The sequence below is a fragment of the Arthrobacter sp. EPSL27 genome (genome assembly GCF_001512305.1).
Lineage (GTDB): Bacteria > Actinomycetota > Actinomycetes > Actinomycetales > Micrococcaceae > Arthrobacter.
On record NZ_LNUT01000005.1, the window covers coordinates 1202271 to 1226979 of the forward strand.

Sequence of the window (24709 nt, forward strand, 5' to 3'; positions counted from 1 at the left end):
AGGCAGTCATGGGCTAAGGCGCGTAGGCATATTGCACGATCCAGTCGACTTCCAGGTGTCCCGAAGTTTCCGGTTTGGGCGGGTCCTGGTCAGCCCCGTCCTTCGTCTCGGCCTGCAGTGTCCACCGCATGCCGGTGGTGGGGACACCTTCCGGCATGGTGGTCTCGCCGACGAGTGCCCCGTCCCAGAACCACTTGACCTTGCCGGGGGTCCATTCCGTCGTGGCGACGTGCCAGTCGGTGGCGTCAGTCGGGGCGTAGTACTTCGTCGGCGGATCGAACCGGGCCGGACCCTTGAGGGTGGAGTCTTTGATGGCTGAAACGCCGTACATCTTTCCGTTCAGTTCCCCCTCCGGCCAGTCAATCTCGCCGTCGATCCAGTCATCGCTGGTGGGCCAGAGCAGGAACGCGATTTTGTAGCCCGGGAGGGTGTCGGACCGGAACCGGATGGAGTACCGGCCGTAGGTCTGGCCGCGGTAGCCGAAGGGGATGGGGGCCGCCACCCGCGGAATCCCGTCCGCCGTGTGCAGGAAGTAGTCGAGCTTGCCGTTTCTGACGGACAGCACGGAGTCCGGTGTGTAGATGCCCGCACCTGAGGTGTCCTCCAGATCGTGGTAGCCACGCATGTCAGCGCCGTACACGTCGCCGACCTCGCCCGCACGGGCCGGCTCGGTGAAGTCCTGCGCGCCGGTCTGCTTCCAGCCCGGAAGGTCACCCACCGGCATCTGGGCGGGATCAGGCTCCCGCGCAAGGTACACGCCCACCGCGATCACCAGGGCGGCTGCGACGGCCAGTACGGCAACTTTGGCCAGAACTGCGGCCCCGCCGGCCAAGCTAGCCGGTCTTTCTGATCTCGTAGATCCGAACGGCTCCGTTGTCGAATACATGGTCGGCCTTATCCCCTGCGCTGACCTCCCGCTCCAGCGCGGTGAGAATCTCTGGATCGAACAGGTTGTCCTTGATCGCCTGCGCCCGCTGGGAGTCCGAGAAGACGACAAAGATGCGCTCCGGCTTCCAGTTCTTGGTGGCGTAGGCCTCCACGCTCGTCATGTTCACGTTTCCGTCGGATGCCTGGATGAACTTGGTCAGCGAAGTGACCGAGCCCCATTCCAGGAAACTGGGGTAGTTCGGCCCGATCAGGAGCGGGAAGAACGCATTGGTCTCAAGAATGACGTCCTTCTCCTGCACCCGGGCATCCAGCCATTGCGCGGCGACCACGTCTTCCTTGGGGACACGGAACTTCGATTCCGCCTGGAAATACACGATCGTGAACAGGACGGCCAGAATCGTCAGCGACGCCGTGGCCCCCAATGCCGCATTGCGGGTCAGGACGGGACCTGCCCAGAACAGCCAGGCCGCCCCGATCGCCAGCCACGGCAGGGCGAAGAGGAACACCCGGAACTTCGCTTCCCCGCCGTAAGACTGGCCCACCAGCCAGAACAACGGCGCGACGGCCAGCCAGCTGACCACCAGGGTTTGCCGGACGTTGCCGCGGAGGAAGTTCCGGACGAACCCGGCCACCCCGAGCAGGCCGACGATGATGGAGAGGGCATCCGGAGCGCGGGACAGCCAGCGGGACGAATCCTCCATTTCGCCGGCTCGCGGCAGGTCGTAACTCGCGTTCTTGAAGATATCGAACCCGGTGAAGAGCCCGTATTTGTTGTCGACATAGTCGAGGTTCGGCAGCAGGTAGGCGACGGCCAGGACAACCAGCACCGCTCCGACCCATCGGGGCCTGAAGTAGCCGAGGAAAAAGAGCGGAAACAGCGCCAGGATGGCCATGTACGGGGTGAGTTGGTGGCTGGGAACCGTCACGGCCTGCAGGAAGATGATCGCGGCCGCCGCTGGCAGGACCAGCGCGCGGGAGGAGTGGACAGCCATGGGCTCCGGGGCCGTGGGCCCCCGGCTGAAACGCCGCTGCAGTCCCTGCAGCTTTCCCTCCAGCATGGTGGCCAGCCGGATGGGCGTGCCGCGGAGGAACGTCAGCGCGATCAGGCACATCGTCAGATAGAAGGTGTAGGCGAACGCCTGCGGTGAGTAGTAGTTCTGGTTCACCCAGTTGCCGAAGGCGAACACCAGGGTGGCGGTCCAGTAGATCCGCGGGTTGGCTGTGATGGTGCGGGCGATGGCCAGAAGGATGACCACGTCCAGCAGGGCGAAGCCGAACTCTGCCCAGGAGGCATAGTCCACGGCATCGCGGTAGCCGATGACTTCGCCCATAAAGGCGCTGACCGAGAAGAACCCCGGCCACCGGTTGTAGATGTCGATCAGCGGGTCCACCTGGCCGTGGGCGCCGACGTAGTTCGTGACGGCGATGTGTTTGTAGGACCAGGGCAGGCGCGGGACGCTGACCACCATGGCAGCGGAGGCGTAGAGCACGGCCACCAGGCTGGTGGTGGCGGCCGCCAGGAAGATGTTGGACGCCATCTTCCGCGCCGCGACCGCCCAGATGCACAGCCCCACGACGGCGGCAGCGGCCAGGTACCAGAGCGGGGGGAACGTGGTCAGCAGCCCCTTGTCTCCGATGAGGTTCTCCCCCGTTACGGACAGCGCCACACCCCAGGCCAGCATGGCCAGCGCAAGAACGGCCCAGGGCACGTAAGTGGAGCGGCTCCGGCCCCGGAATACCTCCAGGGTCCGTACCGACTGCCAGTCCAGCCGGCGCCTGACCGGCTGCCCGAAGATGGCATGCCGCCCGGTACCGATCCCGGGCGGGAAGAACGCGATCAGGATTGACGCCGCGACCAGGATGGCAGCCGCCGCGGGCCGGGGATGCCAGAACCGGGTCCACGCCATGATGAGGGCCACGCCGGTGTAGAGGGCTGCGCTCATCACGACGGTCCAGACAAGGCGTGCGGCGGGATCGGCGTCGGGAAGACGTCTCACCAGGACCCAGCCTGGCAGCACCAGGCACCCGGTGAGGGTTACGGGTGCGAGCACCGGGCCGCCCAGGTCGAACAGAATGAGGACAGCCAGCACGACGCCGGCTACCGCCAGACCAAAATCCCAGGGCCTGTCTGCCCGAAGCGCCAAGGCCGGCGACTTCCGGGATTTGGGAGTGGGTGTTTCGTCTTGCAGTAAGAGACTCATAGGACTGGTACTTCCTTGATCCATCATCGGCAGAAACCGGAGAGTGAAAAGCGCTTCTACGTCTTGCCTGCCCTCCCGGACCGGCGCTCGAGAAGGTAGTTCAGCGGTCCGCGCGCCACGGAGAAGAGCTCAGCCCGCAGGGCCTTAGCAATCCGCGGGTCCCGGGGAACCGTCTCCTCCGGGGCGGGACCCTGCCCCACGGAATGCCCGCGGGCGTTCCTCAGGAAGTGCAGCGCGCCCTGGGGGCCGCGGGCGATGGCCAGGCGTGCCGTACGCGGGTTCAGGAGAATTTTCGTCAGCCACGATCCCAGTCCTTTGCCGTATCCGCTGACCTGCACAATCAGGTCTTCCAGTTCGGCCCGGTGGCGGTGCCAGACGATCGCGGAAGGCTGGACCACCAGCGCGTGCCCCTCCATCAGGACCCGGGTGAACATGTCGATGTCCTCGCCGCCGCCCGTCCGCGTTCCGACCCCCAGTGCCGGGTCGAACGACCCCAGCGCCAGGGCCGTCCGGCGATCGAGTGCGAAGTTCGCCCCTGTGCCGAAGGCACCGACGCAAAAAGGGAACGTCGGAAGGTCCGCCGGAGGATGCTCCATGGTGAAGACCTTCGGGGCCACAATCTTGGACCAGCTCACACGCTCGTCGAAGTATCCCTGGGCGGCGGAACGCAGCTCCCCCGCCGGCACCAGGCCGGTCACACAGGCAACATTGGGGGCCTGTTCGAAGCCGGCGGCGATCCCCCGCAGCCAGAACTCGTCCACGACGACATCGTCGTCCGTGAACGCAACAATGTCGCCTTGCGCATGGCGCAGGCCGGCGTTCCGGGCGTTGGACAAACCGGGCCGGGGCTCGGAGATCAGGGTCAGCCGGGGGTCGTTGAACTCGTTCCGGACCATGTCCCGGGTCTCGGCGGTGCTGGCGCCGTTGTCCACCACGATCACGTCGAAATTCGGGTAGTCGAGGCGCAGAATGGCGGCCAGGGACCCGCGCAGCAGGGCCGGGCGGTCCCGGGTGCACACGATCACGGTGATGGACGGCGTCGACGACGTCTGGGCGGCAACCGCCGGCGGCAGTGCCTCCACCGCCGTTTCGAGGACGCTGCGGTCCAGGACTCCATGCGGGGCATCGACGTCGATGAAACCGCGGACTGACGATCCGCTGCGCACCAGCAGGCGGGCACGGTGGTAGCCGGCCGAGTCCTGGAGCCTCAGGTGGGTGTAACCCGCGAGGGACTCAAGATCGACGGCACCCACCCACAGGGCGCCGGGCCAGTCGGGGACGGCCTCCGTTCCCATGGATGGTGCTATATCCAGTCCTGCGCCTTCGGTTGCCACTGAAATCTCGCTTCCGGCTTCAATCACGTGGCTTCCCTCCAGGGAAGGCGGCGGTGAGGGACAGGGGTTGAGCCGGTCAGGAGCGATCCGGACCCTTGCGCCAGGCGGCGGCCGCGGACGTAGCCTGCGGCGGTGACGGCCAGAACAGCCACGTAGGCACCGGCCCGCTGCAATCCCTGCGGGTCTGCCCCGCGGCTCCAGCTGGCAATCGCTGAGAAGAATGCCCGCGGCAGGACGCTGCGCACGTAGCGCCGCTCCGGCCCCAAGGCGCGTTTGTGGCCCACCACGTGGCTGACCTGGGCTTTGGAGATTCCCTCCGACCAGGAGCGTTCGAGCATGTAGCGGAACGTCCCCCGCTGGACAGGAACATGGTGGCCCACCAGGGCTGCCGGTTCGTAGACGATCCGCGAACCCGGGGAGCCGATGGCCGCCCGGATGCAGATCTCGGTCTCTTCACACCCGAGCGGTTTCGTGCCTTGCCGGCCGAGGGAAAGGTTGAAGCCGCCCACTTGCTGGAGCACCTGGAGCCGGAACGACATGTTGGCGCCGACCACGTTGCGCACTTCCGAGGCGACTTTCGGCAGGCCCCGGTGGCTGCAGCCAACAATCCAGTCCAGTTCCGGGCCGAAGTGGCCGGGCCGGCCGCCCTCCCAGATGGGCTCAACCTTGCCGCCGACACCCAGGACGTCGGAATCGTCGTAGAGCGCCGTCAGCTTCTCGAGCCAGTCCGGGGCAGCCACGGCGTCGTCGTCCAGGAACGCCACGATCTCCGAGGTGGCCAGGCCCACGCCGGTGTTGCGGGCCCCCGACAGCCCCGGCAGGCCGGTGCTTTCGACCAGGGTGACGTCCTGGACGGCAGCCACCAGCCGCTTGTACAGGTCCTCGTTGTGGTCCACCACAACGATCACCTGCCGGGGCTGCAGCGTCTGGGCGTGGACGGAGTCGATGACGTCCATCAGCAGGTCCCACCGTTGCTCCGTGTAGGAACAAATGACGACGGAAGCGGACGGCCGGAAATTGAAGTCGAGCACCTTAGGCTCCTTCCGCCAAGGTCAGTACGCTGTACGGATCGGTGGGTGTGCGGGCAACCCGGACGTTGGGATACGTGTACTTCACCCGCCGGAGGGACTCGGGCCTGGCGCCCGCGGTGGGCGCTTCCCAGGTGGTGCATTCCCGTGCCAGTGTGCGGAGCACCCGCCAGCCGTCTCGGAACGTCTGCAGGTTTGAGGCTCCAGAGATGCGGTCGAGCTCGAAGCTCGGCACTTCAGCGATGCGGAGGCCGGCGCGGGCGGCGCGGACTATCAGCTCGGTTTCAATCTCGAAGCCGTCGGATTCGAGTTCGAGGACCTCGAGACATTCCCGGCGGAGCGCGATGTATCCGTAGCAAAGGTCAGAGTAGTTGCTCCTCAGCACGGTGTTCGCCAGCCCCGTCAGGACCCGGTTGCCGGTGTTCCGCAGCCAGGTGAGGTCCTCTGACCCGCCTCCGGTGACGTAGCGCGATCCCTTGACGAAGTCGTAGTCGTGCTGGAGGGGAGAAACGAACCAGCCGATTTCCTGCGGATCCATGCTCCCGTCCGCATCCAGCATGACGATGATGTCCCCCGATGCGGCGGCGAAGCCGGCACGGACGGCGATTCCCTTGCCTTTCCTCGGCTCGGCCACGACCACGACGTCGACCCTCAGTGCCCGCGCGACGTCGATGGTGTGGTCGTGGGAACGTCCGTCGACGATCACCACCTCATCAACGTACGAGGGCATCCGCCGCAAAACCCAGGGCAGGTTCATTTCCTCGTTCAGTGTGGGAATTACTACGCTGACCGATGCCCGCGGAGAGGGATCACTAATCGCGGGAAGCGAATTTGGGCCTAGATTAGGAATAGACAAATGCCTCACCACTTCATGACAAATTCGGACGCCGACATTTCTTACCATCAGCGAATGAGAACCAAAGGACGAGGCGGAACGCCGTCGTCGGAATTATGCGAAACCCCACACCCCAGCTGCCATTCGATGGTGGCCTTGTCTAGAGCCTAAAGTTCACCCAATGTTGTGTCACGAGTGGCTATTACTTGGTTGCGGGTTCACTTCAGCACGTCGCCCGGACAGCCCTACTTGGGTCTTTGCGGCGGCCTACTCGGTCAGCCTCAGCCAGCGGGGAACGGTGTACTCGGTCGGCGGCACAATGCCTGAGATCCCGGGATTTTCAGGGCTTTCGTTCCGACACCTGAAGCCTACGCTCCTGATGCCGGGCGATCCAGACCTTCCCGCCGGCCCCGCCTTCCGGTCCGGCGGCGGAGGCTGCACGCCCCGGGGACGGGATTATGGGCGCGCCCTGGACTGCGACCCCGGGCCATTCGGGAAATCTTCAAACTGTACTTCATGGACCAAAATTCCCGGAAATATATTTGCAAATAGCGGACATTGGACTTCCCGAGTAAAGGGTTAGTGGCTAACATGTGTCTCGTCGGGAGCGATCTGCAACCTCCGCGTGAAAAAGCACCGCACCAAAGTCCCGCTGGAAAAACGGCAATCAACGGCAAAAGAAACGGCGTCCAAGATGAAACGTACCGTCCGCTGGCTTAGCCAGGCCCTGGTAATGGCAGTAGTGGTGACGGGAAGCATCCTGGGTATCACCAGCACCGCGTCAGCTGCCGCGAACTACGGCTATCCCAGCGTGAGCTACACGGGGGTGAGCAACGCGCCGACGTCGGACAAGCCGCAGAGCAAGCTCTGGTGGCACGACGGCTCCTGGTGGGCGGACATGTGGACCACCGGCACCGGCTGGCAGATCTACCGGCTCGATGTTGCCACCAAGACCTGGGTCAGCACCGGCATCACCAATGACACCCGGGCCAGCACGCTCGCGGACACGCTCTGGGACGGCACGCATCTGTACATCGCTTCCCACGTTGTGGCCGTGTCTTCCGACGCCGCACCCCGGGCCTCCGTCTCCGGGCAGCCGGCCAGGCTTTACCGCTACAGCTACTCCGGCGGAACGTTCAAGCTGGACAGCGGTTTTCCGACCACCATCATGAACAACAGCAGCGAGTCCATGACCATCGACCAGGACAGCACCGGCGCCATCTGGGCCACCTGGACGCAGGTCGCCGGCAACTCCACCAGCGGCTTCACCAACACCGTCTACGTCAACCGCTCCGCATCCGGCGGAACCAGCTGGGACACGCCCTTCGTGATTCCTGTGACCAACCCGAATCCGGCCCCGGACGACATCTCGGCAGTGGTGGCCTACGGCGGCAACAAGATCGGGGTGATGTGGAGCGACCAGCGCCTGGGTGCCATCCGCTGGGCCACCCGCACGGACGGCACCAGCTCCACCGCCACGTCGTCGTGGCGGGTGCAGGACGCAGTCCGTGGCAATGGCCTGGCCGATGACCACCTGAACGTCAAAACACTCCAGTCCGACACCGCCGGCCGGGTCTTCGCCGCGATCAAGACAGGGCTCAACGACACCGCCGGCAATCAAAGCCTGGCGCAGCTCTCGCTCCTGGTCTTCCGGCCAGGCACGGGCGCCTTCACCACGTCCACCATCGCCACGGTGGCCGATTGTGTTTCCCGCCCGCAGATCGTCCTGGACACCCAGAACAACATGGTGCACGCCTTCCACACGGCACCCGGGACCGATGTCAGCGGCTGCGCCTTCTCCGGCACACCGGGCGCGATCTACGAAAAGACCGCATCCATGGACAACCCTGTCTTCCCCTCCGGACGCGGCACCCCGGTGATCCAGGACGGCGCATCCGCCAACATGAACGACGTGACCACCAGCAAGCAGAGCGTAAACAGCACCACCGGCCTGGTGGTGCTGGCCAGCAACAATGTCACCAAGCGCTACTGGTTCGCTTACCGCTCCCTGGGCACCGCTCCCCCGCCTCCTCCGGCGGCGCCGGTGGCGTCGTTCACCGCGTCCCCGCTCTCGGGCACGGCCCCGCTGACCACAAACTTCACTGACACCTCCACCGGCACCCCGACCTCCTGGGCGTGGAACTTCGGCGACGGCGGAACCTCCACCGCCCAGAACCCCTCCCACACCTACACCGCCGCCGGAACCTACACCGCCACCCTCACCGCCACCAACGCCGGCGGCTCCACATCAGCCAACCGCACCATCACGGTCACCACAGGCACCACTCCGCCGCCCACCACCGCGGCCATCACCACCGTCGCCTCGACCACCACCAACAACACGGCGACCACCACCTCCGTGACCCTGAACAAACCCGCCGGCACCGCAGCCGGCGACGTCCTGGTGGCCTCCTTCACAGCAGACAAGAACCCCACCGCCACCACCGCCTCGGGCTGGACCCCCATCGTGAACAACCTGTCCATCAGCAGCGGCGCACGCGTCTTCGCCTACTACCGCGTGGTCGGCGCCTCCGACCCCGCCAGCTACACCTGGACCCTGAACACCGCCGTCAAATGGGGCGGCGGCATCACCGCCTACCGCGGCGTGAACAACACCACCCCGCTCGACAGCACCGTCGCCACCGCCACCAACACCACCTACACAGCCAGCAGCATCGCAGCCCCCAGCATCACCACCGCCAGCAACAACGCACTCCTCATCGGCGGCGTCGGCTTCGACAGCTCAACATCAGGAGCCAACGCCCCCACCGGCTGGACCGAACGCTGGGAAGCCACCGACGGACAAATCGCCCAACAAGCCGACACCACCCAAGCCACCGCAGGCGCCACCGGCACCGCCACCTGGACCTTCAACACCGCCAAAGCCGTCGCCGTCTGGCGCACCGCCCTCAAACCGGGCGCCGGCACCGGAGGCACCACTCCGGCGGCGCCGGTGGCGTCGTTCACCGCGTCCCCGCTCTCGGGCACGGCCCCGCTGACCACAAACTTCACTGACACCTCCACCGGCACCCCGACCTCCTGGGCGTGGAACTTCGGCGACGGCGGAACCTCCACCGCCCAGAACCCCTCCCACACCTACACCGCCGCCGGAACCTACACCGCCACCCTCACCGCCACCAACGCCGGCGGCTCCACATCAGCCAACCGCACCATCACGGTCACCACAGGCACCACTCCGCCGCCCACCACCGCGGCCATCACCACCGTCGCCTCGACCACCACCAACAACACGGCGACCACCACCTCCGTGACCCTGAACAAACCCGCCGGCACCGCAGCCGGCGACGTCCTGGTGGCCTCCTTCACAGCAGACAAGAACCCCACCGCCACCACCGCCTCGGGCTGGACCCCCATCGTGAACAACCTGTCCATCAGCAGCGGCGCACGCGTCTTCGCCTACTACCGCGTGGTCGGCGCCTCCGACCCCGCCAGCTACACCTGGACCCTGAACACCGCCGTCAAATGGGGCGGCGGCATCACCGCCTACCGCGGCGTGAACAACACCACCCCGCTCGACAGCACCGTCGCCACCGCCACCAACACCACCTACACAGCCAGCAGCATCGCAGCCCCCAGCATCACCACCGCCAGCAACAACGCACTCCTCATCGGCGGCGTCGGCTTCGACAGCTCAACATCAGGAGCCAACGCCCCCACCGGCTGGACCGAACGCTGGGAAGCCACCGACGGACAAATCGCCCAACAAGCCGACACCACCCAAGCCACCGCAGGCGCCACCGGCACCGCCACCTGGACCTTCAACACCGCCAAAGCCGTCGCCGTCTGGCGCACCGCCCTCAAACCGGCCAGCTGACACCCTGGCACCAAACGAGCGGACGACGGCGGGAACCTTCCCGCCGTCGTCCGCTCCTTCTGCTTTCCGCGCCGTTGTCCTCCGCTGCGGCGCCTCCGGCTAGAGAGCCGACCAGCCGCCGTCGGACGCGAGGACCGCACCGTTGACGTTGGTGCCGTCGTCACTGAGCAGGAAGGTGATGGAGGCTGCCAGCTGCGCCGCGGTGGCGGGGGCCGGGATGTTCGCGCCCATCAGCGGGCCGAGGCGTTCGGCGGCGAGCTGGGAGCCCCAGGTGGCCTCAATATTGGTGATGGTGGCACCGGGGGCGACGGCGTTGAAGCGCAACCCCTTCGGCCCGTACATCACGGCGGAGTTCCTGGTCAGGCCGACGACGGCGTGCTTGGACGCGGTGTACGCGGCGCCGGCGGCCGACCCCCGCAGGCCTGCTTCGGAGGCAACGTTCACCACCGAGCCCGCACCGGCGTCCAGCATCAACGGGACCACCGCGCGGGTCAGCCGCATCAGGGCGGTCACGTTGATCCGGAAGACCCGATCCCACGTGTCGTCGTCGACTTCGTGGACGGGAGCGAAGTGGTCCATGATGCCGGCGACGTTCGCGAGGGCGTCCACCCGGCCGCCAGCGGCAGCAACGACGGCGGCGACGGTCTCTTCGGTGGAGATGTCACCGGCCACGGGGACGAGGTCCAGTCCCTGGTTCCCGGAAACCAGGGCGTCCAGCCGCTCGGAACTGATGTCGGCGGCGATCACCCTGCCGCCTTCCTTGGCCACGCGCAGGGCCGTTGCCAGGCCGATGCCCGATCCGGCGCCCGTGACGATGACCGTCTGGCCGGCGAAGCGGTTCGGGGTGATGGATTCCTGCCATGCAGCGTCGTTGCCCATGATGTCCTTCCAGACTGTTCGGATCTACGTCGCCCCAGCTTATGACACGCTGTGTCATAATAAAAGGGTGAATACTGGGGTGATGTCTCCGCAAGACCCCAAGCCTGCCGGCACCCGTACCGCCGGCCGCCCGGCCACCATCGACCCCGATGCCATTGCGGGGATCGCCCTGCGGCTTTTCGCGGAGAACGGCTACGAGCAGACGTCGATGGAGGACATCGCCAGCGCCGCCGGGATCGGGCGCAAGAGCCTGTACCGGTATTTCGCCAGCAAAGCCGATCTCATCTGGGGCGGCATGGAGCCGGCGGTCCGGGCCTCCGGGCTGGTGCTGGAGGCTGCCGGCGGTCAGTACGCCCCCGATGGCGACGCCCTGGCGGGGCTGCGGGCCGCCGCCGTTGCGGGGGTGGCCGGAATCCCCGATCTTGCCGTGTCCCGGGGGCGGCTGCGCCTGATCGCCCACCATCCCGAGCTTGCGAGCCGCAGCTATGCCTCGCTGGCGCCGCAGCAAGGGCTGGCGCGCCGCTTCCTGGTGGACCACGGGGTGCCCGAGGACACCGCCGGCTACTTGTGCGCCGCCTATCTGGCGGCGACTTTTGAGGCCTGGCTGCGCTGGGCTGCGGGCACCGATCCCGACCCGGTGCCGTACCTGCTGGCCTCCGTCGAAGTGCTGCGGGTGCCCGGGACCTGACCCCCGGCACCGGCGTTGGTGCAGTTGGCACTGCGCAAGGTGCCGGGCGCTGCGCGGGGCGCCCGGCGCTGCGTGGGGAGCCTGGCGCTGCGCGGCGTGGCTAGCGCTGCGCGGGGTGTTTGGCGCTGCGCAAAAGTCTCCACGCCGCGGTACTCGGGCAGCGCCGGCGCTTTGGCGCAGCGCAGGCCACTTGGCGCAGCGCCGGCGGTTTTCGGAACGCGCCAGCGGTGGCGACCACCCCGATGATGTGCGGTATTTTTCCCCGGAGTGGCATCCTGAGAACATCATGACTGCACACGACGAGACACCTGATGCCCCGCACCGCGGCGGGCCTCCCGCCGGGCTCCCGCAGGCCGCGGACGGCTCCGGGCCGGAGGCCGCCGCGGCAGAACCGGCAGTAACGGAACCGGCAGCGACAGAACCGGCAGCGACAGAACCGGGCACGGAGGAACCGGCACCGGACCGCCGCCACCGGGGGTTCTCGGCCTGGGTGCTGGACGGCGGGACCGAACCGGATCCCCGGTTCACACTGGCCAACGAGCGCACGTTTTTGGCCTGGATCCGGACGTCGCTGGCCATGGTGGCGGGCGGCATCGCCGTCGAGGCCTTCACAACAGACCTGTTCACGCCGGACGTCCGCAAGACCGTCGCCGTGCTGCTGCTCCTGCTGGGGATGGTGACGGGCGGAGGGTCCTTCTTCCGTTGGGTGAACGTGGAACGTGCCATGCGGCACCAGACGTCGCTTCCGGTGCCGGTAATCGCCCCCATCCTGGCGGTGGGCGGGGCCCTCGTCGCCGCCGTTCTGGTTGGTTTTGTGATCTGGCGGCCGGCGTAGCCGTGGCGAGGAGCAGGCAGCCTGCGATGCACAACGATCCCGGGCTCCAGCCCGAACGGACGGACCTCGCCTGGCGGCGGACCGCCCTCACGCTGGTTACGGCGGCCTGCATCTTCCTGCGCTGGATGCCCCTCCACGGATGGTTCACCGGCACCCTGATGGCGGCGTCGCTGCTGGCCGCCCTCGGCATCGCACTCACGCAGCGGCGCCGCTACCACCATCACGCCAGCGGCATCGGCGGCGCGGCAATGACCGCGAACGTCAAGGGGACGGCGGCCATCGCCGGCAGCGTGGTGGTCCTTGCCGGGGTGGGAATCTATACGGTCCTGTTCCTGCCGCTGCAGCCCTAGCGGCACCGGCTGGAGCGCCGCCGCGGGGTGTGGATCAGCTCAGGAACGACAAATGGATGTCGCTGCCAAACCGGCGGATGATGTCCTGCTTGGCCCGGTGGAACGCCGCGAGGTCCCCGGCGTTCCCGTGCTGTTCGAGGCGGCGCCGCGCCAGCTCGTCGGAAATCACGTCCATGAACAGTTCGGCGAGCAGCAGCCGCGCGGAATCACGGAAGCGGCCGCGCCCGTCGACGTAGAGCCGCACGGTGGGCGCGCCGGTGTTGATGATGACCTTGCGCTCCGCAGCGCTGTACACGGCCCGGTCTGCGGCGTTGTGCAGGTTCCGGAATTCGTAGCCGACGAACAGGTCCATGCCATGGTCCCGGGGAACCCGGTGGGCCGCCGGATGGCCGGCCGGATGGGCGGCGGGCTGGATAACGGCAGCATGCGGGGGCTGGGCATCGCTGCGCGCGGAGGCTTGTTCGGCCACCACCATCTCGCACCAGGCCCAGTACGCGCCGGCCCGGACGGTCATTTCGCCCCGCTCCCCCGCGGCGTCCCCCGTCACCGTCCACTCGATCCGGCGGGTGCCGTCAAGGGAGTCGACGGATATGGCAACGGGCTCCGGCTCGATCCGCATGGATTCCGGCAGGTCGAGCGCGAAGGTGAGCTGCGCGCCGTCGGGCAGTTGTTCCGGATCGACCAGCAGGGCGACGTGGAACGGGCGGCCCGGCTTCCGGTAATAGAAGGGGGTGGTGAAGCGCAGCGCGGCCTGCGGTTCTTCCGCGGCAGGGGCTTCCCCGGCGGCTTCCGGGGACGATTCGATACCCAGGTCCACCACGGCCGCCTCACTCATGCGCTGCAGAAGCCGCTCGATCATCTCGGCGGTGCGCCCGGAGGTGGTGGCCCGTTCCAGATGCGCGAGTTTCTCCTTCTCCGCCTGCACGGCCCCGCCAATCATGGTGCTGACGGCCCGGGAGAACGCCGCCACGAAGGGGTCTTTGAAGTTCAGGCCCTCCCGTTCGTCGCTGATGACGGCCTTGCCGCGGCCCAGCATCTCGGTCAGCGCCGCGCAGCGCACGGTGCCGAAGAGGTATTCGGTCCCCACCTGGTTCTCGTACTCGAACAGTGTGCAGTCGAGCACCGCCATTCCGGAGAGGACCACCAGGCCGTTGGTGCGTTCGTCGCCCTTGAGCGTGAGCTCCACGTCCTTGGCCCGTTTCAGGGTGAGGGTGAAGGGAAACTCCTGCCCCTCGTGGCTGAAGCTTCCCGGCTGTTCCGGGCCGAGCAGGAGGATGGCCGGGGGTTCGTGGAAGCGGATGGTCTCGCTGCTGCGGCCCGCCGCCAGCTCCACGGCCCGGCGCTCCAGCACGTCCCGCAGATAGATGTTGTTGGACAGTGACTCCAGGAGGGTGGCGTGCTGGGTGATGGTGACATGGGGATTGTCGACGACGATCGTCACCCGGGTGCCGTCCCCGGCGCCGCCGGGGATGCCGAGCCGGGCATAGTCGGCGGGAAACGCGCGGCGGTCCTCCTCGCCGTCGTCGTAAAGGTAGCCGCCGTTCTCCCCGCGGAAGACGTCGATCCGGGTGAAACGGCCGTCCTTGACGGTCTCGATCCAACCGTGGCCCAGGCCGAAGATGGCCTGCTTCAGCCCGCGGCCGAAGTACCCGCGGCCGTTGCCTTCGCCACGGGAGAGGGGGCTGTGCGCGCCGCCGTAGGTGAGGATGCGGGCAGCGGCTTCAAAGGACATGCCCTCCGCCTGGTCCGTCACCATCAGGACGGCGCCGGTGTGGTGCCGTTCGTAGCCGACACTGATGGCGCCGGTCACGGGGTCCCCGGTCTTCTCCAGCCGGGCGTAGCTGTCATCGCTGTTGGTGATCAGCTCCACCAGCGCCTTCTCCACCGAAGCGAACCGGCGCGAATCAATCCCGATCACCCGCTGGTCCACCTGGATTTCGGCAACCGTCATGGCGTCTCCTCAGTCGCAGCCCCGCTGCTGCTCCACCTACCGGCGCCGGACGGTGCTGGTAGGCGGCAGGGCCGATAGCTGGAGCGTAGCAGTTTGGCGATGATCGGGACGGCCGCGAACCAAGTAATCCGGGCGGCCGATCCGAGGGGTGAAATCCAAGAGACAGGTAGCGGTTACTGCTGACCTGGCGCCGCCCCCGCTTATAGCCTGAGCCAACAGACGGGTCTCAGGCCGCTTGTCGAGTCGTAGACGGAAGGGCCAACGTGCAACCAGACACCACGGGGTGGGCGCCGGCCGGCGGGGGGCCACAGCACCGGCAGCCCGCACCGACACGGGGGGTGCTTTTCACCGCGACAGGCCGCTCCAAGGCCTGGCTCTGCTCCCTTCTCATCCTGGCGGGGCTGTCGGGCAGCGCAGCGCAGACCGTCCTCCCCCTTCCGCTGGCATCTTCCGACCCGGGCACCACCGCATCGGAATCCGTGCCACCTAAACCAGTCGCCCTGGAAGCGGACGTGCCGGTGGCCGCTCCCGCTCCGGAGAGCGCGGCCGGCGCCCCGGCGGACCTGCCCGCCCCCGATGCGGCCGCGGCACCGCCCGCCGAAGCTCCTCCCGCTGAGGCCTCTCCCGCTGACGCTGATCTGCTGGACGTCACCCCGGTCCTGGGCACCAAGCAGCGGAGTGGCCCGCCCGGCGATCCCGGCTCCTGGAATCTGGTCTTCGACGAGAACTTCGACGTCCTGAACAAAAAAGTCTGGACCCCGTACTGGTTCAACGACTGCAGCCCCAAATCCATGATGAACAACGTCAAGACCTGTTCAAAGAACATCAGGGTTGCCAACGGCGAAGCAGTCCTCCAGCTCAGCGATGCAGAGTCCGGCGCCCTGCTTTCCACCAATCCCAAGGACGGCGTCCGCGGCCACGTCGGCTTCACGTTCACCAGCGGCTACGCCGAAGCGCGGATCGCTTTCCCGGGAAACTGCAGGACCGGGATCCCCAACTGGCCGGCGTGGTGGACTGTGGGGCAGAAGTTCCCCCACACCGGCGAGATCGACATCGCAGAAGGCCTCGCCGGCGAAGTGTGGAGCGTCTACCACTCGGCGGCGTGGTCGAAGAGCCAGAAGCTGTCCGCCTGCCGGGCCGGGACGTACCACACGTACGGTGTGCACCGGAAAGACGGGGCCAACGACGTTTACTACGACGGCCGGCTGGTCCACTCATACGTCACGAGTGACGGCAACAGCCCCCACTACCTGCTTCTGAACGTGGGCGCTGCGGCCGGTCTCCAGGCGTTCGGCGAGGCGAGCAGCGTGAAGGTGGACTACGTGCGGGTGTGGCAGTAGCCGGTCAGGACACCCGCGCAGCGGCTGCCGCGCCGGCCACTTCCCGAAGCCGGGTGGCCACGGATTCCGGGGTGGTGTCGCTGATGAAGGCGCCCATGGCGGCTTCGGACCCGGCCAGGTATTTGAGCTTGTCCGCGGCGCGGCGGGGCGAGGTCAGCTGCAGGTGCAGGTGGCCGTCCCGGCGCAGTGCCGGCGCCAGCGGGGCCTGGTGCCAGGCCGCAATGTACGGGGTGGTCGTCGGGTAGAGCGCGTCGAAGCGCCTCAGCAGCTCCGGGTACAGCTCCGCGAGCTCATCGCGCTCCGCCCCGTCCAGGGCGGCGAGGTCCGGAACCTGGCGGTGCGGGACGAGGTGGACTTCCAACGGCCAGCGGGCCGCGAAGGGGACGTAGGCGCTGAAGTGTTCGCCTTCCAGCACCATCCGGCTGCCGTCGTGCCGTTCGGCCCGCAGCAGGGAGGACGTGAGGGTCGCCCCGCCGTCGGACGTCGCGGCGAATTCTGCGGCGGCGGCCGCCAGGACCGCGCCGCGGGGCGTGACGTACGGGTAGGCGTAGATCTGCCCGTGCGGGTGGTGCAGGGTGACTCCGATGTCTGCGCCCCGGTTCTCGAAGGGAAAGACCTGCTGGATGCCGGGCAGCGCGCTGAGCGCCTCCGTGCGGTGGGCCCAGGCGTCCACCACCGTGCGGACGCGCTGCCAGCCTAGGTCGGCGAAGGTTCCGGTGTGCTGCGGGGTGAAGGCCACCACCTCGCAGCGGCCGACGGCGGGTGCGCTCGCTCCCCAGCCTGGGGCCGGCGGGAGTTCGCTGACGTCGGGGCCGAGGGAGGGGAACCGGTTTTCGAAGACGGCGACGTCGTAGTCCGGCGCCGGAATCTCGGTCTGGTTGGCCGGCGTCGTGGGGCAGATGGGGCACTGGTCCGCCGGCGGAAGGTGCGTGCGGGACTGCCGGTGTGCGGCGATGGCCACCCATTCGCGGCTGAGCGCGTCGAAGCGCAGCTGGCCCGGGTCGGGGCGGGCGGGCAGATCCCGGTGGTCCACGAGGGAAGCGGCGGGCCGCTCGGCGGAGCCGGCGTCGTCGAAGTAGAGGATCTCTCGGCCGTCCGCCAGCCTGGTCATCGTGGTTCGGGTCATGGTTTCAGTTCTACACGAGCGGATCGGCCCCGATCGTGCAACGCTAGTAGTTATGGATCTGGAGGTGTCACCCGCGCTCACGATACCTTCGTCGGAACTGGGGTGGCGGTTCTCGCGGTCGTCCGGGCCGGGCGGCCAGCACGTCAACACCTCGGACAGCCGGGTTGAGCTCTCATGGAGCGTGGCGGACTCGGCGGTGCTGTCGGATGCCCAGCGGCTGCTGCTGGCCACACGGCTCGAGGGCCGCCTGGTAGCCGGGGTGATCACCGTGACGGCGTCCGAGCGGCGCTCCCAGCTCCGCAACCGGGAGTTGGCCCTGGCCAAGCTCGCCGGCCTGGTGGCTAAGGGCCTTGCCCCTGGTCCCGCCCGCCGCCGGGCCACCAAACCCACCGCGGGGTCCACCCGCCGCCGGCTCGCCGCCAAGGAACGTCGCTCCGCAACCAAGCGGCAGCGGCAGCGCCCGACCGCCGAATAAGAACCGGGCTACCGCCCGCGTCTACCGCTAGTGCCTACCGCTTCGCGGGCTCCCCGGCGGCTTCGCCAGGAACGTCAGTGGGCAGGTCCGGAGACCAGCCCGGATCGTAGTCCGGGTGCTCCCGGTACGATCCGGCGAGAATGGTCAGCATGGCCCGGCGCGCAATGGCGACAGTCCCCTGGGCCTCGCCCGGATCCTCTATCCCCTCCAGGTCGGCGGCTTCCTGCCAGCTGGCGATGATGGCCCGTTTCTGTGCGCACTCTTCCTGCATCCGCTCCCCCAGGGAACCCTTGGCTTCGCCGCCGTCCTCCGGGATTTCGGTGGTGCCTACAACGAACGACCCGGCCCGGATGCCGGCTTCCTCCTCGGCGATGCGCGCTTCCAGAAACTCGACGATATTCATGGCGCCCATCATTGCATCCCCGGAACCCTGCTACGTTTTCTCCACCCACTGGGCGCGCCAGGCGGGCGCCTCGAAGGCCTCGCTCCAGTACGCCGTCTCCTTCGCGATTTTGCCGTCCCGGAATTCGAAGATGAAGACGGTTTCGTACTTCGGGCCGTCGTAGTCCAGGGTCGCCTCGAGGACCACCAGGTCCCCGCCGCTGACCAGCCTGCGGGGCGTGATGGTGGGCAACTGCGGGAACGCGCCGTAGATCGCCCTCCGGTTCTCCGCGCCGCGCACCACTTCCCCGGATTGCGGCCAGTGCATCACCGCGTCGTCATGGAACAGGTCGTCCATCAGTTCAACCCGCCGGTCGTTGAGGCAGCCGACCAGCCGGTGGACCACGTCTTCGTTGGTATGGGAGTCATCCACGGCCTACACACCTCTTTCTGTTGATGTTTCGCATTGTGCTCCCACCCACTGGATTGCGCCACAGCCGGTGCTGACCGCGGCGGGGCTCAGCCGGCCGATCTCAGAAACGCAGCCGCATCCTCAGCCACCTGGTCGGGGCACTCCCACAGGACCAGGTGCCCGACGGCGGGATAGACCTTCAGCTCGGCGCCGGGGATCCGCGCGGCAAGGGCTTCCTGGTGCCGCCGCGGCAGCACGCCGTCGTGCGCTCCCCACAGGATCAGGGCGGGGGCGCGGATGCTGCCCGATTCGGTGGGCGGTGTGGCGGCACACAGGCCTGCCAGAATGCCTTTCCAGGCGTGCGCGGGCATTTTGACGCCGTCCTGCACCCGGTCCTCGATGAACCACCGCGGCACGGCATGCAGCAAAGGAAACCAGGACAGCGAGTCGCGCACCCAGTCCTCGCTGACGGGATCGGTGAGGCGGCCGACGTCGTCGATAAAGGACCACCGTCCCCGCAGGCTCAGGGGAGAGCCCACCAGGACCAGCGCCGCGACGCGCTCCGGGTGCGTGACCGCGAGCTGCTGTGCCACGTAGCCGCCGCTGGAGGAGCCGAGGACGGCTGCCCGGGGCACGTCGAGGGCATCGAGGATCGCGGCGGCATCCCCGGCCTGTTCGGTGAGCGAATAGCCGTCCGCCGGTTTGTCGGCGTCGCCCTGGCCCCGGAGGTCGGGAGCGTAGACCCGGAAGCCGGTCAGCCGGGGCACAAGGCGGTCGAAGCTGCGGCGGGATTCGCCCCAGGCGTGCAGCAGCAGCAGCGGCTGCGCGTCTTCCCGTCCGCGGACCAGGCAGGGCACCGTGATGCCGGTGGTGAGACGCAGGGTCCGGACCTCGGAGTCCATAGCCTCAGGTTACGCTCACCGCCCGGCTGCGCCGCCTGCTCCGGGGAGGATAGTTTGGGGGCATGACGGCAAACTACCGGTACGACGTCGAGATCCTGCACCTGCTCGTCTCGCCCGCCCATGCTTACTTCGGGCGTGCCCGCGACGGCGCGGCGGACGTCCCGACGGCGGACGCGGAGCGGGTGGACGTGGTGGCCGGCAAGGGCATCGTGGGTGACCGGTTCTTCGGCAAGGCCGCGCACATGGACGCCGCGGTCACGTTGCTCGCCGTCGAGGCGCTCGAGGCGATGTCCGCGGAACTGGGCGCAGGGCCGTTTGACCCGCTCCTCGCCCGCCGCAACGTGGTCCTCCGGGGCGCCCATCTGGCTCCGCTGCTGGGCGGCGACTTCGCCCTCGAATCGGGCGGCGCTCTGGTCCGGTTCCATGCCGGGAGGCCCGCGCACCCGTGCGCGTGGATGGACCGGATGCTCGCGCCGGGGGCGCATGCCGCCATGCGCGGGCGGGGCGGGGTGCGCTGCCAGCCGCTCTCCGACGGCGTGCTGCACCGGGGGCCGGCTGTCCTGGTCAGTCCCGTTCCCCTGGAGCCGGCACTCGCCGGCACGCCCAGCCTGCTGCGGCCGTCCCGCCTGCCGTAACGGTTTCCGGCGGCTTCACCGGGACTTTGGGCCGGGGCCCCGGCTGGCCTGCCGCGCCTAAAATTGAGCATGGCCGAGGCCAGCACACCTGACGCGGAAATAACGGGCACGGACGTAACGGGCAGCGATATAAAGGGCAGGGATCCGCGATGGACCTGATTGTCCTAGTCCTGGTCACCGCCGCCCTGTTCGCGTGGGCGCTGGTGTCAGTGCGGCTGGAGAAGGCGGATCTGACCGCACCCATTGTGTTCACCGGCGTCGGCGCAGCCCTGGCGTGGGCGGGACTGGTAGACAGCTCCGCTCCGCCGCCCGTCATCACTCCCGTTGTTGAGATCACCCTGGTGTGGGTGCTCTTCTCCGACGCCGCCCGCCTGCCCCTGCAGCAGCTGCGCCGGGACGTGGGCCGCTATGTGCGGCTGCTGGGCATCGGCCTGCCGCTGACGATTGTGTTCGGGTGGGGCCTGGCGGCCTGGTTCTTCCCCCAGTTCGGGCTGTGGCTGGCGCTCCTCGTGGGTGCGGCACTGGCCCCGACCGACGCCGCGCTGGGGATCCCTGTGGTGACTAATCCGGCCGTGCCCTCGCGGATCCGGCAGCTGATCACCGTGGAGAGCGGCCTCAACGACGGGATCGCCACGCCGGTGGTCATGCTGGCGATCACCGGTGCTGCCGCCGCCGCAGGGCTGGAAAGCGCTGCCGGCCCCGGGAGCGCGGCGGTTGAACTGCTGATCGGCGCCGGGGTGGGCGCAGCGGCGGGCGCAGCCGGCGGGTGGCTGCTGCGGGTGGCCCGTCGGCGCGGGACGGGCGCCGAGGATTTCGCCGGGATCGGCGTCCTTGCCCTGAGCCTGCTGGCCTACAGCGCCGCCCTTGCCGTGGGCGGCAACGGATTCGTCGCCGCGTTCTGCGGCGGCCTGGCGTTCGGAACGTGCGCCGGGCGGCGGGCGCCGGCCGAACTGGTCTTCGTCGAGCAGGTCGGCGGGCTGGTGTCGTTGCTGGTCTGGATGGTTTTCGGGGCCATCGCGGTTCCGACGATGCTGGGCCACTTCGTTCCGCTCACCCTGGTGTACGCCGTGCTCAGCCTCACGGTGGTGCGCATGCTGCCGGTGGCCCTGGCTTCGATGGGCGCCGGCCTGGACCGGCGCACCATCCTGTTCGTGGGGTGGTTCGGACCGCGCGGACTGGCGTCGCTGGTCTTCGCGCTGCTGGCGCTGGAAGCGCTGGGGTCCCTCTCCGACCAGGCGGTGGCGGTCATTACGGCCACCGTCCTGCTCAGCGTCCTGGCCCACGGTTTCAGCGCCGCGCCGCTGGCCGGGCAGTACGGGCGTGCCGCTGCCGCCGCGGGGCCGGAGCCCGGCGGCCCGGTGCCGGTGGCGCCCGCTCCGGCACGCGGCCTGAGCCGCAAGCACTCTGCCGCGGCACGTTTCCGGCGGCCCGGGACATAGGCGCCAGTCCGGGGTGCGCCGCCGGCCCCAAAGGCGCTCCTGTGATGAGACTCACGCGCAATTTTTGACATCTGGCTTGAGCCGCCCACACCGCGCTGTGCACTATGGAAAGGCACGGCAGGGACAACGTCTCCGCCGCGCAGCCCCGATGAATCCGCTGGCGCGGCGCGCCACGGCACATCAGGGGCACCCATCCTGGTGGACGCAATGAGGCCAAACCGGTGAGCTCGCAGAGCTGCCCAAGGTCTCAGGCGTTCCTGGTTTGGCCCTCGGCGGCTCCGCATCGGTGCGGCAGCCGGACCTCCGGATCTAGAAATGGAAGCACTGAACAATGACGTTTGAATCTCCCAACTCCGTTACCCACAAGCTCTGGGACCGCGCCACCATGCACCACGAGCTGGACGCCCTGATCCACGATCTGTCGGAGCGCCACAACACCGCCAAGAGCAACATCGCCGTCCACGCCAGCGGCCCGAACACCTTTACGCTCAGCCTGAACCAGTAGGTCCCGGGCCCAGCCAGCCAGAAAACGCCGGAGGACGACGGCGGGAGTCAGCTCCCGCCGTCGTCCTCCTTTCGTTTAACTCCGGATCAAGCGGCCAGCTCACCCTTTCGCACGCCGTGCGCGGTAGGTAGACTGGCCTACCTACTTACCGTCAAGAGTCAGGACCGCCGTGACACCGCGCCAGGATGCACCCGCGAACCCGCGCCGGAGGCCCGCCCGCGAGGCACTGCTCGCGGCGGCGGCTCGGCGCTTCTACGCCGACGGCCTGGCGGGAACGGGCATCGACTCCATCACCGCCGAGGCGGGCGTGGCCAAGAAGAGCCTCTACAACAACTTCTCATCGAAGGCCGACCTGGTGACCGCGTACCTGCACGCCCGCCACGAGGAGTGGCTGGAACTGTACCGGGCACGGGAGGAGGGCGCTTCCGCCCCCGCGGACCGCGTCCTGGCCGTGTTCGACGCCTACGCGGACCACGCCGGCTTCGCCTACGAGCGGGGCTTCCGCGGCTGCGGCCTCCTGAATGCGGCAGCCGAGCTCCCCGCCGGCGATCCCGGACGGGAAGCGGTCCGGCGGCACAAGGAAGAGGTGGAAGCGCTGCTGGCCGGCCATGTGACAGGGCTTCTGCCGCAGTCCCCCGAGCGGGCGGCGTCCCTGGCCCGGCACCTGGCTTTCCTCCTGGAAGGGTCCATGGCCCGGGCCGGCCTGGAGGGAGACGACGCCTGCCTCCGGGAGGCCCGCCGGATCGCGGCCGGCCTGATCGGCGACCTGTGAGGCCGGCGGGATTCCAGGGCGCCGCGTGGGGCGCGGTGTTCGTCCTCGCCGCCTCTGTCCTCTGGGGCACCACCGGCACGGCAGCCACCTTCGCCCCGGACGTGAGCCCGCTCGCGATCGGAGCAGTGGCCATGGGCTTCGGCGGGCTGCTGCAGGCCGCGATCGCCACCCGGTCCCTGGCCGACCATCGGTCGTTCCTGCGGGGGCGGTGGCGCATGGTGGGACTGGGCGCCGTGTCCGTCGCCCTGTATCCGCTGGCCTTCTACTCCTCCATGCAGCTGGCCGGTGTGGCGGTGGGGACCGTGGTGTCCATCGGTTCGGCGCCCCTTGCCTCCGCCGTGATCGAACGCGTCGCGGACAAGCGGCCCTTTACGGGCCGGTGGGCGGCGGGGGCAACCCTCGGCGTCACCGGCGCCGCGCTGCTGTGCATCGCCGACGCCGGCCACCCCGGCGCCGCGGCGGGCAGCGAATGGTCCACCCCGGCGGGCATCGCCTTGGGGCTGATGGCCGGGCTGAGCTACGCCGTCTACTCCTGGGCCGCGCACCGCCTGATCAACGAAGGCCTGCCCTCGCGGGCCGTGATGGGCGCCGTCTTCGGAACCGGCGGCCTGCTGCTCATGCCGGTACTCGCCGCCACCGGCGCACCCCTCGTCGGGTCCTGGCAGAACGCCGCAGTGGGTGCGTACATGGCGCTCGTGCCGATGTTCGCGGGCTACGTGCTGTTCGGCTGGGGCCTGGCCCGGGTGCGCGCCAGCACGGCCACCACCTTGTCCCTCGCCGAGACGGTGGTGGCGGCCGTCCTCGCCGTGCTGGTGGTGGGCGAACGCCTTCCCCTTCTCGGCTGGGCCGGCGCCGCCCTGATTGCCGGCAGCCTGTTCGTCCTGACCCTCCCGGCCGCGGCGCCCGGGAGACGCCTGCGCACCGGGGATCCTGCGGGCCGGCGTGAAGCGGCAGTTGCGCCGCGCGGCAGCTGAGACCCGGGGCCGTTCCACCGGCGGGGCACGGTTCGGCCGGGGCGGGGCGCCGTCGGTAAAATCCGGAATCATGAGCGCAACGCCAAGCACCGCAGGAACTGTCCGGGCCGTCTTCCTTGATGTGGACGGCACTTATGCAGACTATGGCGTGGTTCCCGAGGGCCATGTGCGGGCCGTCCGCGCGGCGCGGGATGCCGGCCACCGGGTGCTGCTGTGCACCGGGCGGCCGGTGTCAATGCTGCCGGACAGCATCCTCGCCGCAGGGTTCGACGGCCTGGTGGCCAGCGCCGGCGCGTACGTAGAAGTGGCAGGAACGGTGCTGGTGGACCGGCGCTTCCCGGCCGACCTGGCCGCGCGGACGGTCCGGGCGCTGGACGTCAACGACGCCGTGTACGTCCTGGAGGCCCAGGAATCGCTGCACGTTCCCCCGGCCGCGGCGGGCCGCTTGCGGGAAATCCTCGATGCCCACTTCCGGCAGTCGCCCGAGGGCGCCGTCGGTTCGTCCGCCATCCTTGACGCCCTGCGGGCCACTGAGGACCGCGCATCCGTGCCGTTCGCCAAGGTCTCGGTCTTCGAGTCCCCCGTCTCCATGGAACACCTCGTGAGGGAAATCGGCGGCGAGATCGCCGTCGTCGCCAATTCGGTGGCCGAAGAGGGCCGGCACGCCGGGGAGCTTTACCAGCGCGGCATCAGCAAGGCCGACGGCGTCGCGGCCGTCATCGCCCACCTGGGCATCGCCCGCGAGGACACGGTTGCGATCGGCGACGGCGCCAACGACCTTGACATGATCGCGTTCGCCGGGGTCGGCATCGCGATCGAGGGGTCCCACCCCGATCTGGTGGCCATCGCGGACCACCTCGCGGCGCGGCCGCGGGACGAAGGCCTGGTGGCGGCCTTCACCAAGCTCGGCCTGCTCTGACCGGA

23 protein-coding genes are annotated in these 24709 nt (G+C 68.6%); 12 read left to right on the forward strand and 11 right to left on the reverse strand.

The window, feature by feature from the left end; translation table 11 throughout:
* Positions 1 to 13: 13 nt before the first annotated feature.
* The 5 genes from AR539_RS16510 to AR539_RS16530 are packed head-to-tail and all read right to left on the reverse strand — an operon-like array spanning position 14 to position 6319.
* Positions 14 to 832, reverse strand: a complete 819-nt coding sequence (locus AR539_RS16510; protein WP_066439297.1) for a glycoside hydrolase family 16 protein — start codon at positions 830 to 832, stop codon at positions 14 to 16.
* A gap of 1 nt (position 833) precedes the next feature.
* On the reverse strand, positions 834 to 3089 hold the full coding sequence (locus tag AR539_RS16515; RefSeq protein WP_157361035.1) for a hypothetical protein: 2256 nt from the start codon (positions 3087 to 3089) through the stop codon (positions 834 to 836).
* A gap of 56 nt (positions 3090 to 3145) precedes the next feature.
* The gene (locus tag AR539_RS16520) at positions 3146 to 4450 is read right to left on the reverse strand and encodes a glycosyltransferase family 2 protein (RefSeq protein WP_157361036.1); all 1305 of its coding nucleotides are present in this window, start codon (positions 4448 to 4450) and stop codon (positions 3146 to 3148) included.
* Complete coding sequence (locus tag AR539_RS16525; protein WP_066439302.1) at positions 4447 to 5454, reverse strand: glycosyltransferase family 2 protein; 1008 nt, start codon at positions 5452 to 5454, stop codon at positions 4447 to 4449. Before AR539_RS16525 ends, AR539_RS16520 begins: the two co-directional genes overlap by 4 nt.
* A 1-nt stretch (position 5455) precedes the next feature.
* Positions 5456 to 6319 (reverse strand): glycosyltransferase family 2 protein, encoded by an 864-nt coding sequence (locus AR539_RS16530; protein ID WP_442854412.1) that lies wholly within the window; start codon positions 6317 to 6319, stop codon positions 5456 to 5458.
* A 661-nt stretch (positions 6320 to 6980) separates the two neighbouring features.
* Here AR539_RS16530 and AR539_RS19540 point away from each other — a divergent pair.
* Complete coding sequence (locus tag AR539_RS19540; RefSeq protein ID WP_197410653.1) at positions 6981 to 10121, forward strand: PKD domain-containing protein; 3141 nt, start codon at positions 6981 to 6983, stop codon at positions 10119 to 10121.
* A 99-nt stretch (positions 10122 to 10220) separates the two neighbouring features.
* Here the strand turns inward: AR539_RS19540 and AR539_RS16540 are convergent, their stop codons facing one another.
* Complete coding sequence (locus AR539_RS16540) at positions 10221 to 11000, reverse strand: SDR family NAD(P)-dependent oxidoreductase (RefSeq protein WP_066439309.1); 780 nt, start codon at positions 10998 to 11000, stop codon at positions 10221 to 10223.
* A gap of 82 nt (positions 11001 to 11082) precedes the next feature.
* On the opposite strand from AR539_RS16540, the gene AR539_RS16545 reads away from it, so the two are divergent.
* From AR539_RS16545 to AR539_RS16555, 3 genes are all read left to right on the forward strand, one after another.
* Positions 11083 to 11688: a TetR/AcrR family transcriptional regulator gene (locus AR539_RS16545; RefSeq protein ID WP_066439312.1), complete on the forward strand. Its 606-nt coding sequence runs from the start codon at positions 11083 to 11085 to the stop codon at positions 11686 to 11688.
* A 490-nt stretch (positions 11689 to 12178) separates the two neighbouring features.
* Entirely contained in the window at positions 12179 to 12523 is a 345-nt protein-coding gene (locus tag AR539_RS19745) for a YidH family protein (RefSeq protein WP_066440112.1), read from the forward strand.
* A gap of 26 nt (positions 12524 to 12549) precedes the next feature.
* Entirely contained in the window at positions 12550 to 12873 is a 324-nt protein-coding gene (locus tag AR539_RS16555; RefSeq protein ID WP_066439313.1) for a DUF202 domain-containing protein, read from the forward strand.
* 34 nt (positions 12874 to 12907) lie between these two features.
* Here AR539_RS16555 and AR539_RS16560 read toward each other — a convergent pair whose 3' ends face one another.
* Entirely contained in the window at positions 12908 to 14824 is a 1917-nt protein-coding gene (locus AR539_RS16560; protein ID WP_066439315.1) for an ATP-binding protein, read from the reverse strand.
* Positions 14825 to 15162: 338 nt separating this feature from the next.
* Here AR539_RS16560 and AR539_RS16565 point away from each other — a divergent pair, with 338 nt between their 5' ends.
* Positions 15163 to 16164 (forward strand): glycoside hydrolase family 16 protein, encoded by a 1002-nt coding sequence (locus tag AR539_RS16565; protein WP_066439317.1) that lies wholly within the window; start codon positions 15163 to 15165, stop codon positions 16162 to 16164.
* A 4-nt stretch (positions 16165 to 16168) separates the two neighbouring features.
* On the opposite strand, the gene galT is transcribed toward AR539_RS16565, so the two are convergent.
* Positions 16169 to 17290 carry a galactose-1-phosphate uridylyltransferase gene (gene galT / locus AR539_RS16570; protein ID WP_066439319.1) on the reverse strand — a complete coding sequence of 374 codons (1122 nt, stop codon included), beginning with the start codon at positions 17288 to 17290 and terminating at the stop codon, positions 16169 to 16171.
* A 52-nt stretch (positions 17291 to 17342) separates the two neighbouring features.
* On the opposite strand from galT, the gene arfB reads away from it, so the two are divergent.
* Positions 17343 to 17765, forward strand: coding sequence for an alternative ribosome rescue aminoacyl-tRNA hydrolase ArfB (gene arfB, locus AR539_RS16575; protein WP_066439321.1), 423 nt, complete (start codon positions 17343 to 17345; stop codon positions 17763 to 17765).
* A 34-nt stretch (positions 17766 to 17799) separates the two neighbouring features.
* On the opposite strand, the gene AR539_RS16580 is transcribed toward arfB, so the two are convergent.
* From AR539_RS16580 to AR539_RS16590, 3 genes are all read right to left on the reverse strand, one after another.
* The gene (locus AR539_RS16580; RefSeq protein ID WP_157361038.1) at positions 17800 to 18168 is read right to left on the reverse strand and encodes a DUF6221 family protein; all 369 of its coding nucleotides are present in this window, start codon (positions 18166 to 18168) and stop codon (positions 17800 to 17802) included.
* 30 nt (positions 18169 to 18198) lie between these two features.
* Positions 18199 to 18579: a nuclear transport factor 2 family protein gene (locus AR539_RS16585; protein WP_066439325.1), complete on the reverse strand. Its 381-nt coding sequence runs from the start codon at positions 18577 to 18579 to the stop codon at positions 18199 to 18201.
* Positions 18580 to 18665: 86 nt separating this feature from the next.
* On the reverse strand, positions 18666 to 19460 hold the full coding sequence (locus AR539_RS16590; protein WP_066439331.1) for an alpha/beta fold hydrolase: 795 nt from the start codon (positions 19458 to 19460) through the stop codon (positions 18666 to 18668).
* Positions 19461 to 19522: 62 nt separating this feature from the next.
* Here AR539_RS16590 and AR539_RS16595 point away from each other — a divergent pair, with 62 nt between their 5' ends.
* The 6 genes from AR539_RS16595 to AR539_RS16615 all read left to right on the forward strand — a co-directional run bounded on the left by AR539_RS16595 (position 19523) and on the right by AR539_RS16615 (position 24704).
* Positions 19523 to 20095, forward strand: coding sequence for an MOSC domain-containing protein (locus AR539_RS16595; RefSeq protein ID WP_066439333.1), 573 nt, complete (start codon positions 19523 to 19525; stop codon positions 20093 to 20095).
* A gap of 149 nt (positions 20096 to 20244) precedes the next feature.
* Positions 20245 to 21534 carry a cation:proton antiporter domain-containing protein gene (locus tag AR539_RS16600; protein WP_066439335.1) on the forward strand — a complete coding sequence of 430 codons (1290 nt, stop codon included), beginning with the start codon at positions 20245 to 20247 and terminating at the stop codon, positions 21532 to 21534.
* A gap of 331 nt (positions 21535 to 21865) precedes the next feature.
* Complete coding sequence (locus tag AR539_RS19545; RefSeq protein WP_197410654.1) at positions 21866 to 22039, forward strand: hypothetical protein; 174 nt, start codon at positions 21866 to 21868, stop codon at positions 22037 to 22039.
* 169 nt (positions 22040 to 22208) lie between these two features.
* The gene (locus tag AR539_RS16605) at positions 22209 to 22811 is read left to right on the forward strand and encodes a TetR/AcrR family transcriptional regulator (RefSeq protein WP_066439341.1); all 603 of its coding nucleotides are present in this window, start codon (positions 22209 to 22211) and stop codon (positions 22809 to 22811) included.
* A complete protein-coding gene (locus tag AR539_RS16610; RefSeq protein ID WP_231728641.1) occupies positions 22808 to 23785 on the forward strand; it encodes a DMT family transporter in 978 nt (325 codons plus the stop codon). Before AR539_RS16605 ends, AR539_RS16610 begins: the two co-directional genes overlap by 4 nt.
* Positions 23786 to 23855: 70 nt before the next feature.
* The gene (locus AR539_RS16615) at positions 23856 to 24704 is read left to right on the forward strand and encodes an HAD-IIB family hydrolase (protein ID WP_066440116.1); all 849 of its coding nucleotides are present in this window, start codon (positions 23856 to 23858) and stop codon (positions 24702 to 24704) included.
* Positions 24705 to 24709 lie beyond the last annotated feature (5 nt).

Coding starts and splice junctions, on each gene's coding strand:
- AR539_RS16515 (WP_157361035.1), bottom strand. CDS start 3,089: ATGAGTCTCTTACTGCAAGACGAAACACCCACTCCCAAATCCCGGAAG.
- AR539_RS19540 (WP_197410653.1), top strand. CDS start 6,981: ATGAAACGTACCGTCCGCTGGCTTAGCCAGGCCCTGGTAATGGCAGTA.
- AR539_RS16540 (WP_066439309.1), bottom strand. CDS start 11,000: ATGGGCAACGACGCTGCATGGCAGGAATCCATCACCCCGAACCGCTTC.
- AR539_RS16545 (WP_066439312.1), top strand. CDS start 11,083: ATGTCTCCGCAAGACCCCAAGCCTGCCGGCACCCGTACCGCCGGCCGC.
- AR539_RS16555 (WP_066439313.1), top strand. CDS start 12,550: ATGCACAACGATCCCGGGCTCCAGCCCGAACGGACGGACCTCGCCTGG.
- AR539_RS16560 (WP_066439315.1), bottom strand. CDS start 14,824: ATGACGGTTGCCGAAATCCAGGTGGACCAGCGGGTGATCGGGATTGAT.
- galT (WP_066439319.1), bottom strand. CDS start 17,290: ATGACCCGAACCACGATGACCAGGCTGGCGGACGGCCGAGAGATCCTC.
- arfB (WP_066439321.1), top strand. CDS start 17,343: ATGGATCTGGAGGTGTCACCCGCGCTCACGATACCTTCGTCGGAACTG.
- AR539_RS16580 (WP_157361038.1), bottom strand. CDS start 18,168: ATGAATATCGTCGAGTTTCTGGAAGCGCGCATCGCCGAGGAGGAAGCC.
- AR539_RS16590 (WP_066439331.1), bottom strand. CDS start 19,460: ATGGACTCCGAGGTCCGGACCCTGCGTCTCACCACCGGCATCACGGTG.
- AR539_RS16595 (WP_066439333.1), top strand. CDS start 19,523: ATGACGGCAAACTACCGGTACGACGTCGAGATCCTGCACCTGCTCGTC.
- AR539_RS16600 (WP_066439335.1), top strand. CDS start 20,245: ATGGACCTGATTGTCCTAGTCCTGGTCACCGCCGCCCTGTTCGCGTGG.
- AR539_RS19545 (WP_197410654.1), top strand. CDS start 21,866: ATGACGTTTGAATCTCCCAACTCCGTTACCCACAAGCTCTGGGACCGC.
- AR539_RS16615 (WP_066440116.1), top strand. CDS start 23,856: ATGAGCGCAACGCCAAGCACCGCAGGAACTGTCCGGGCCGTCTTCCTT.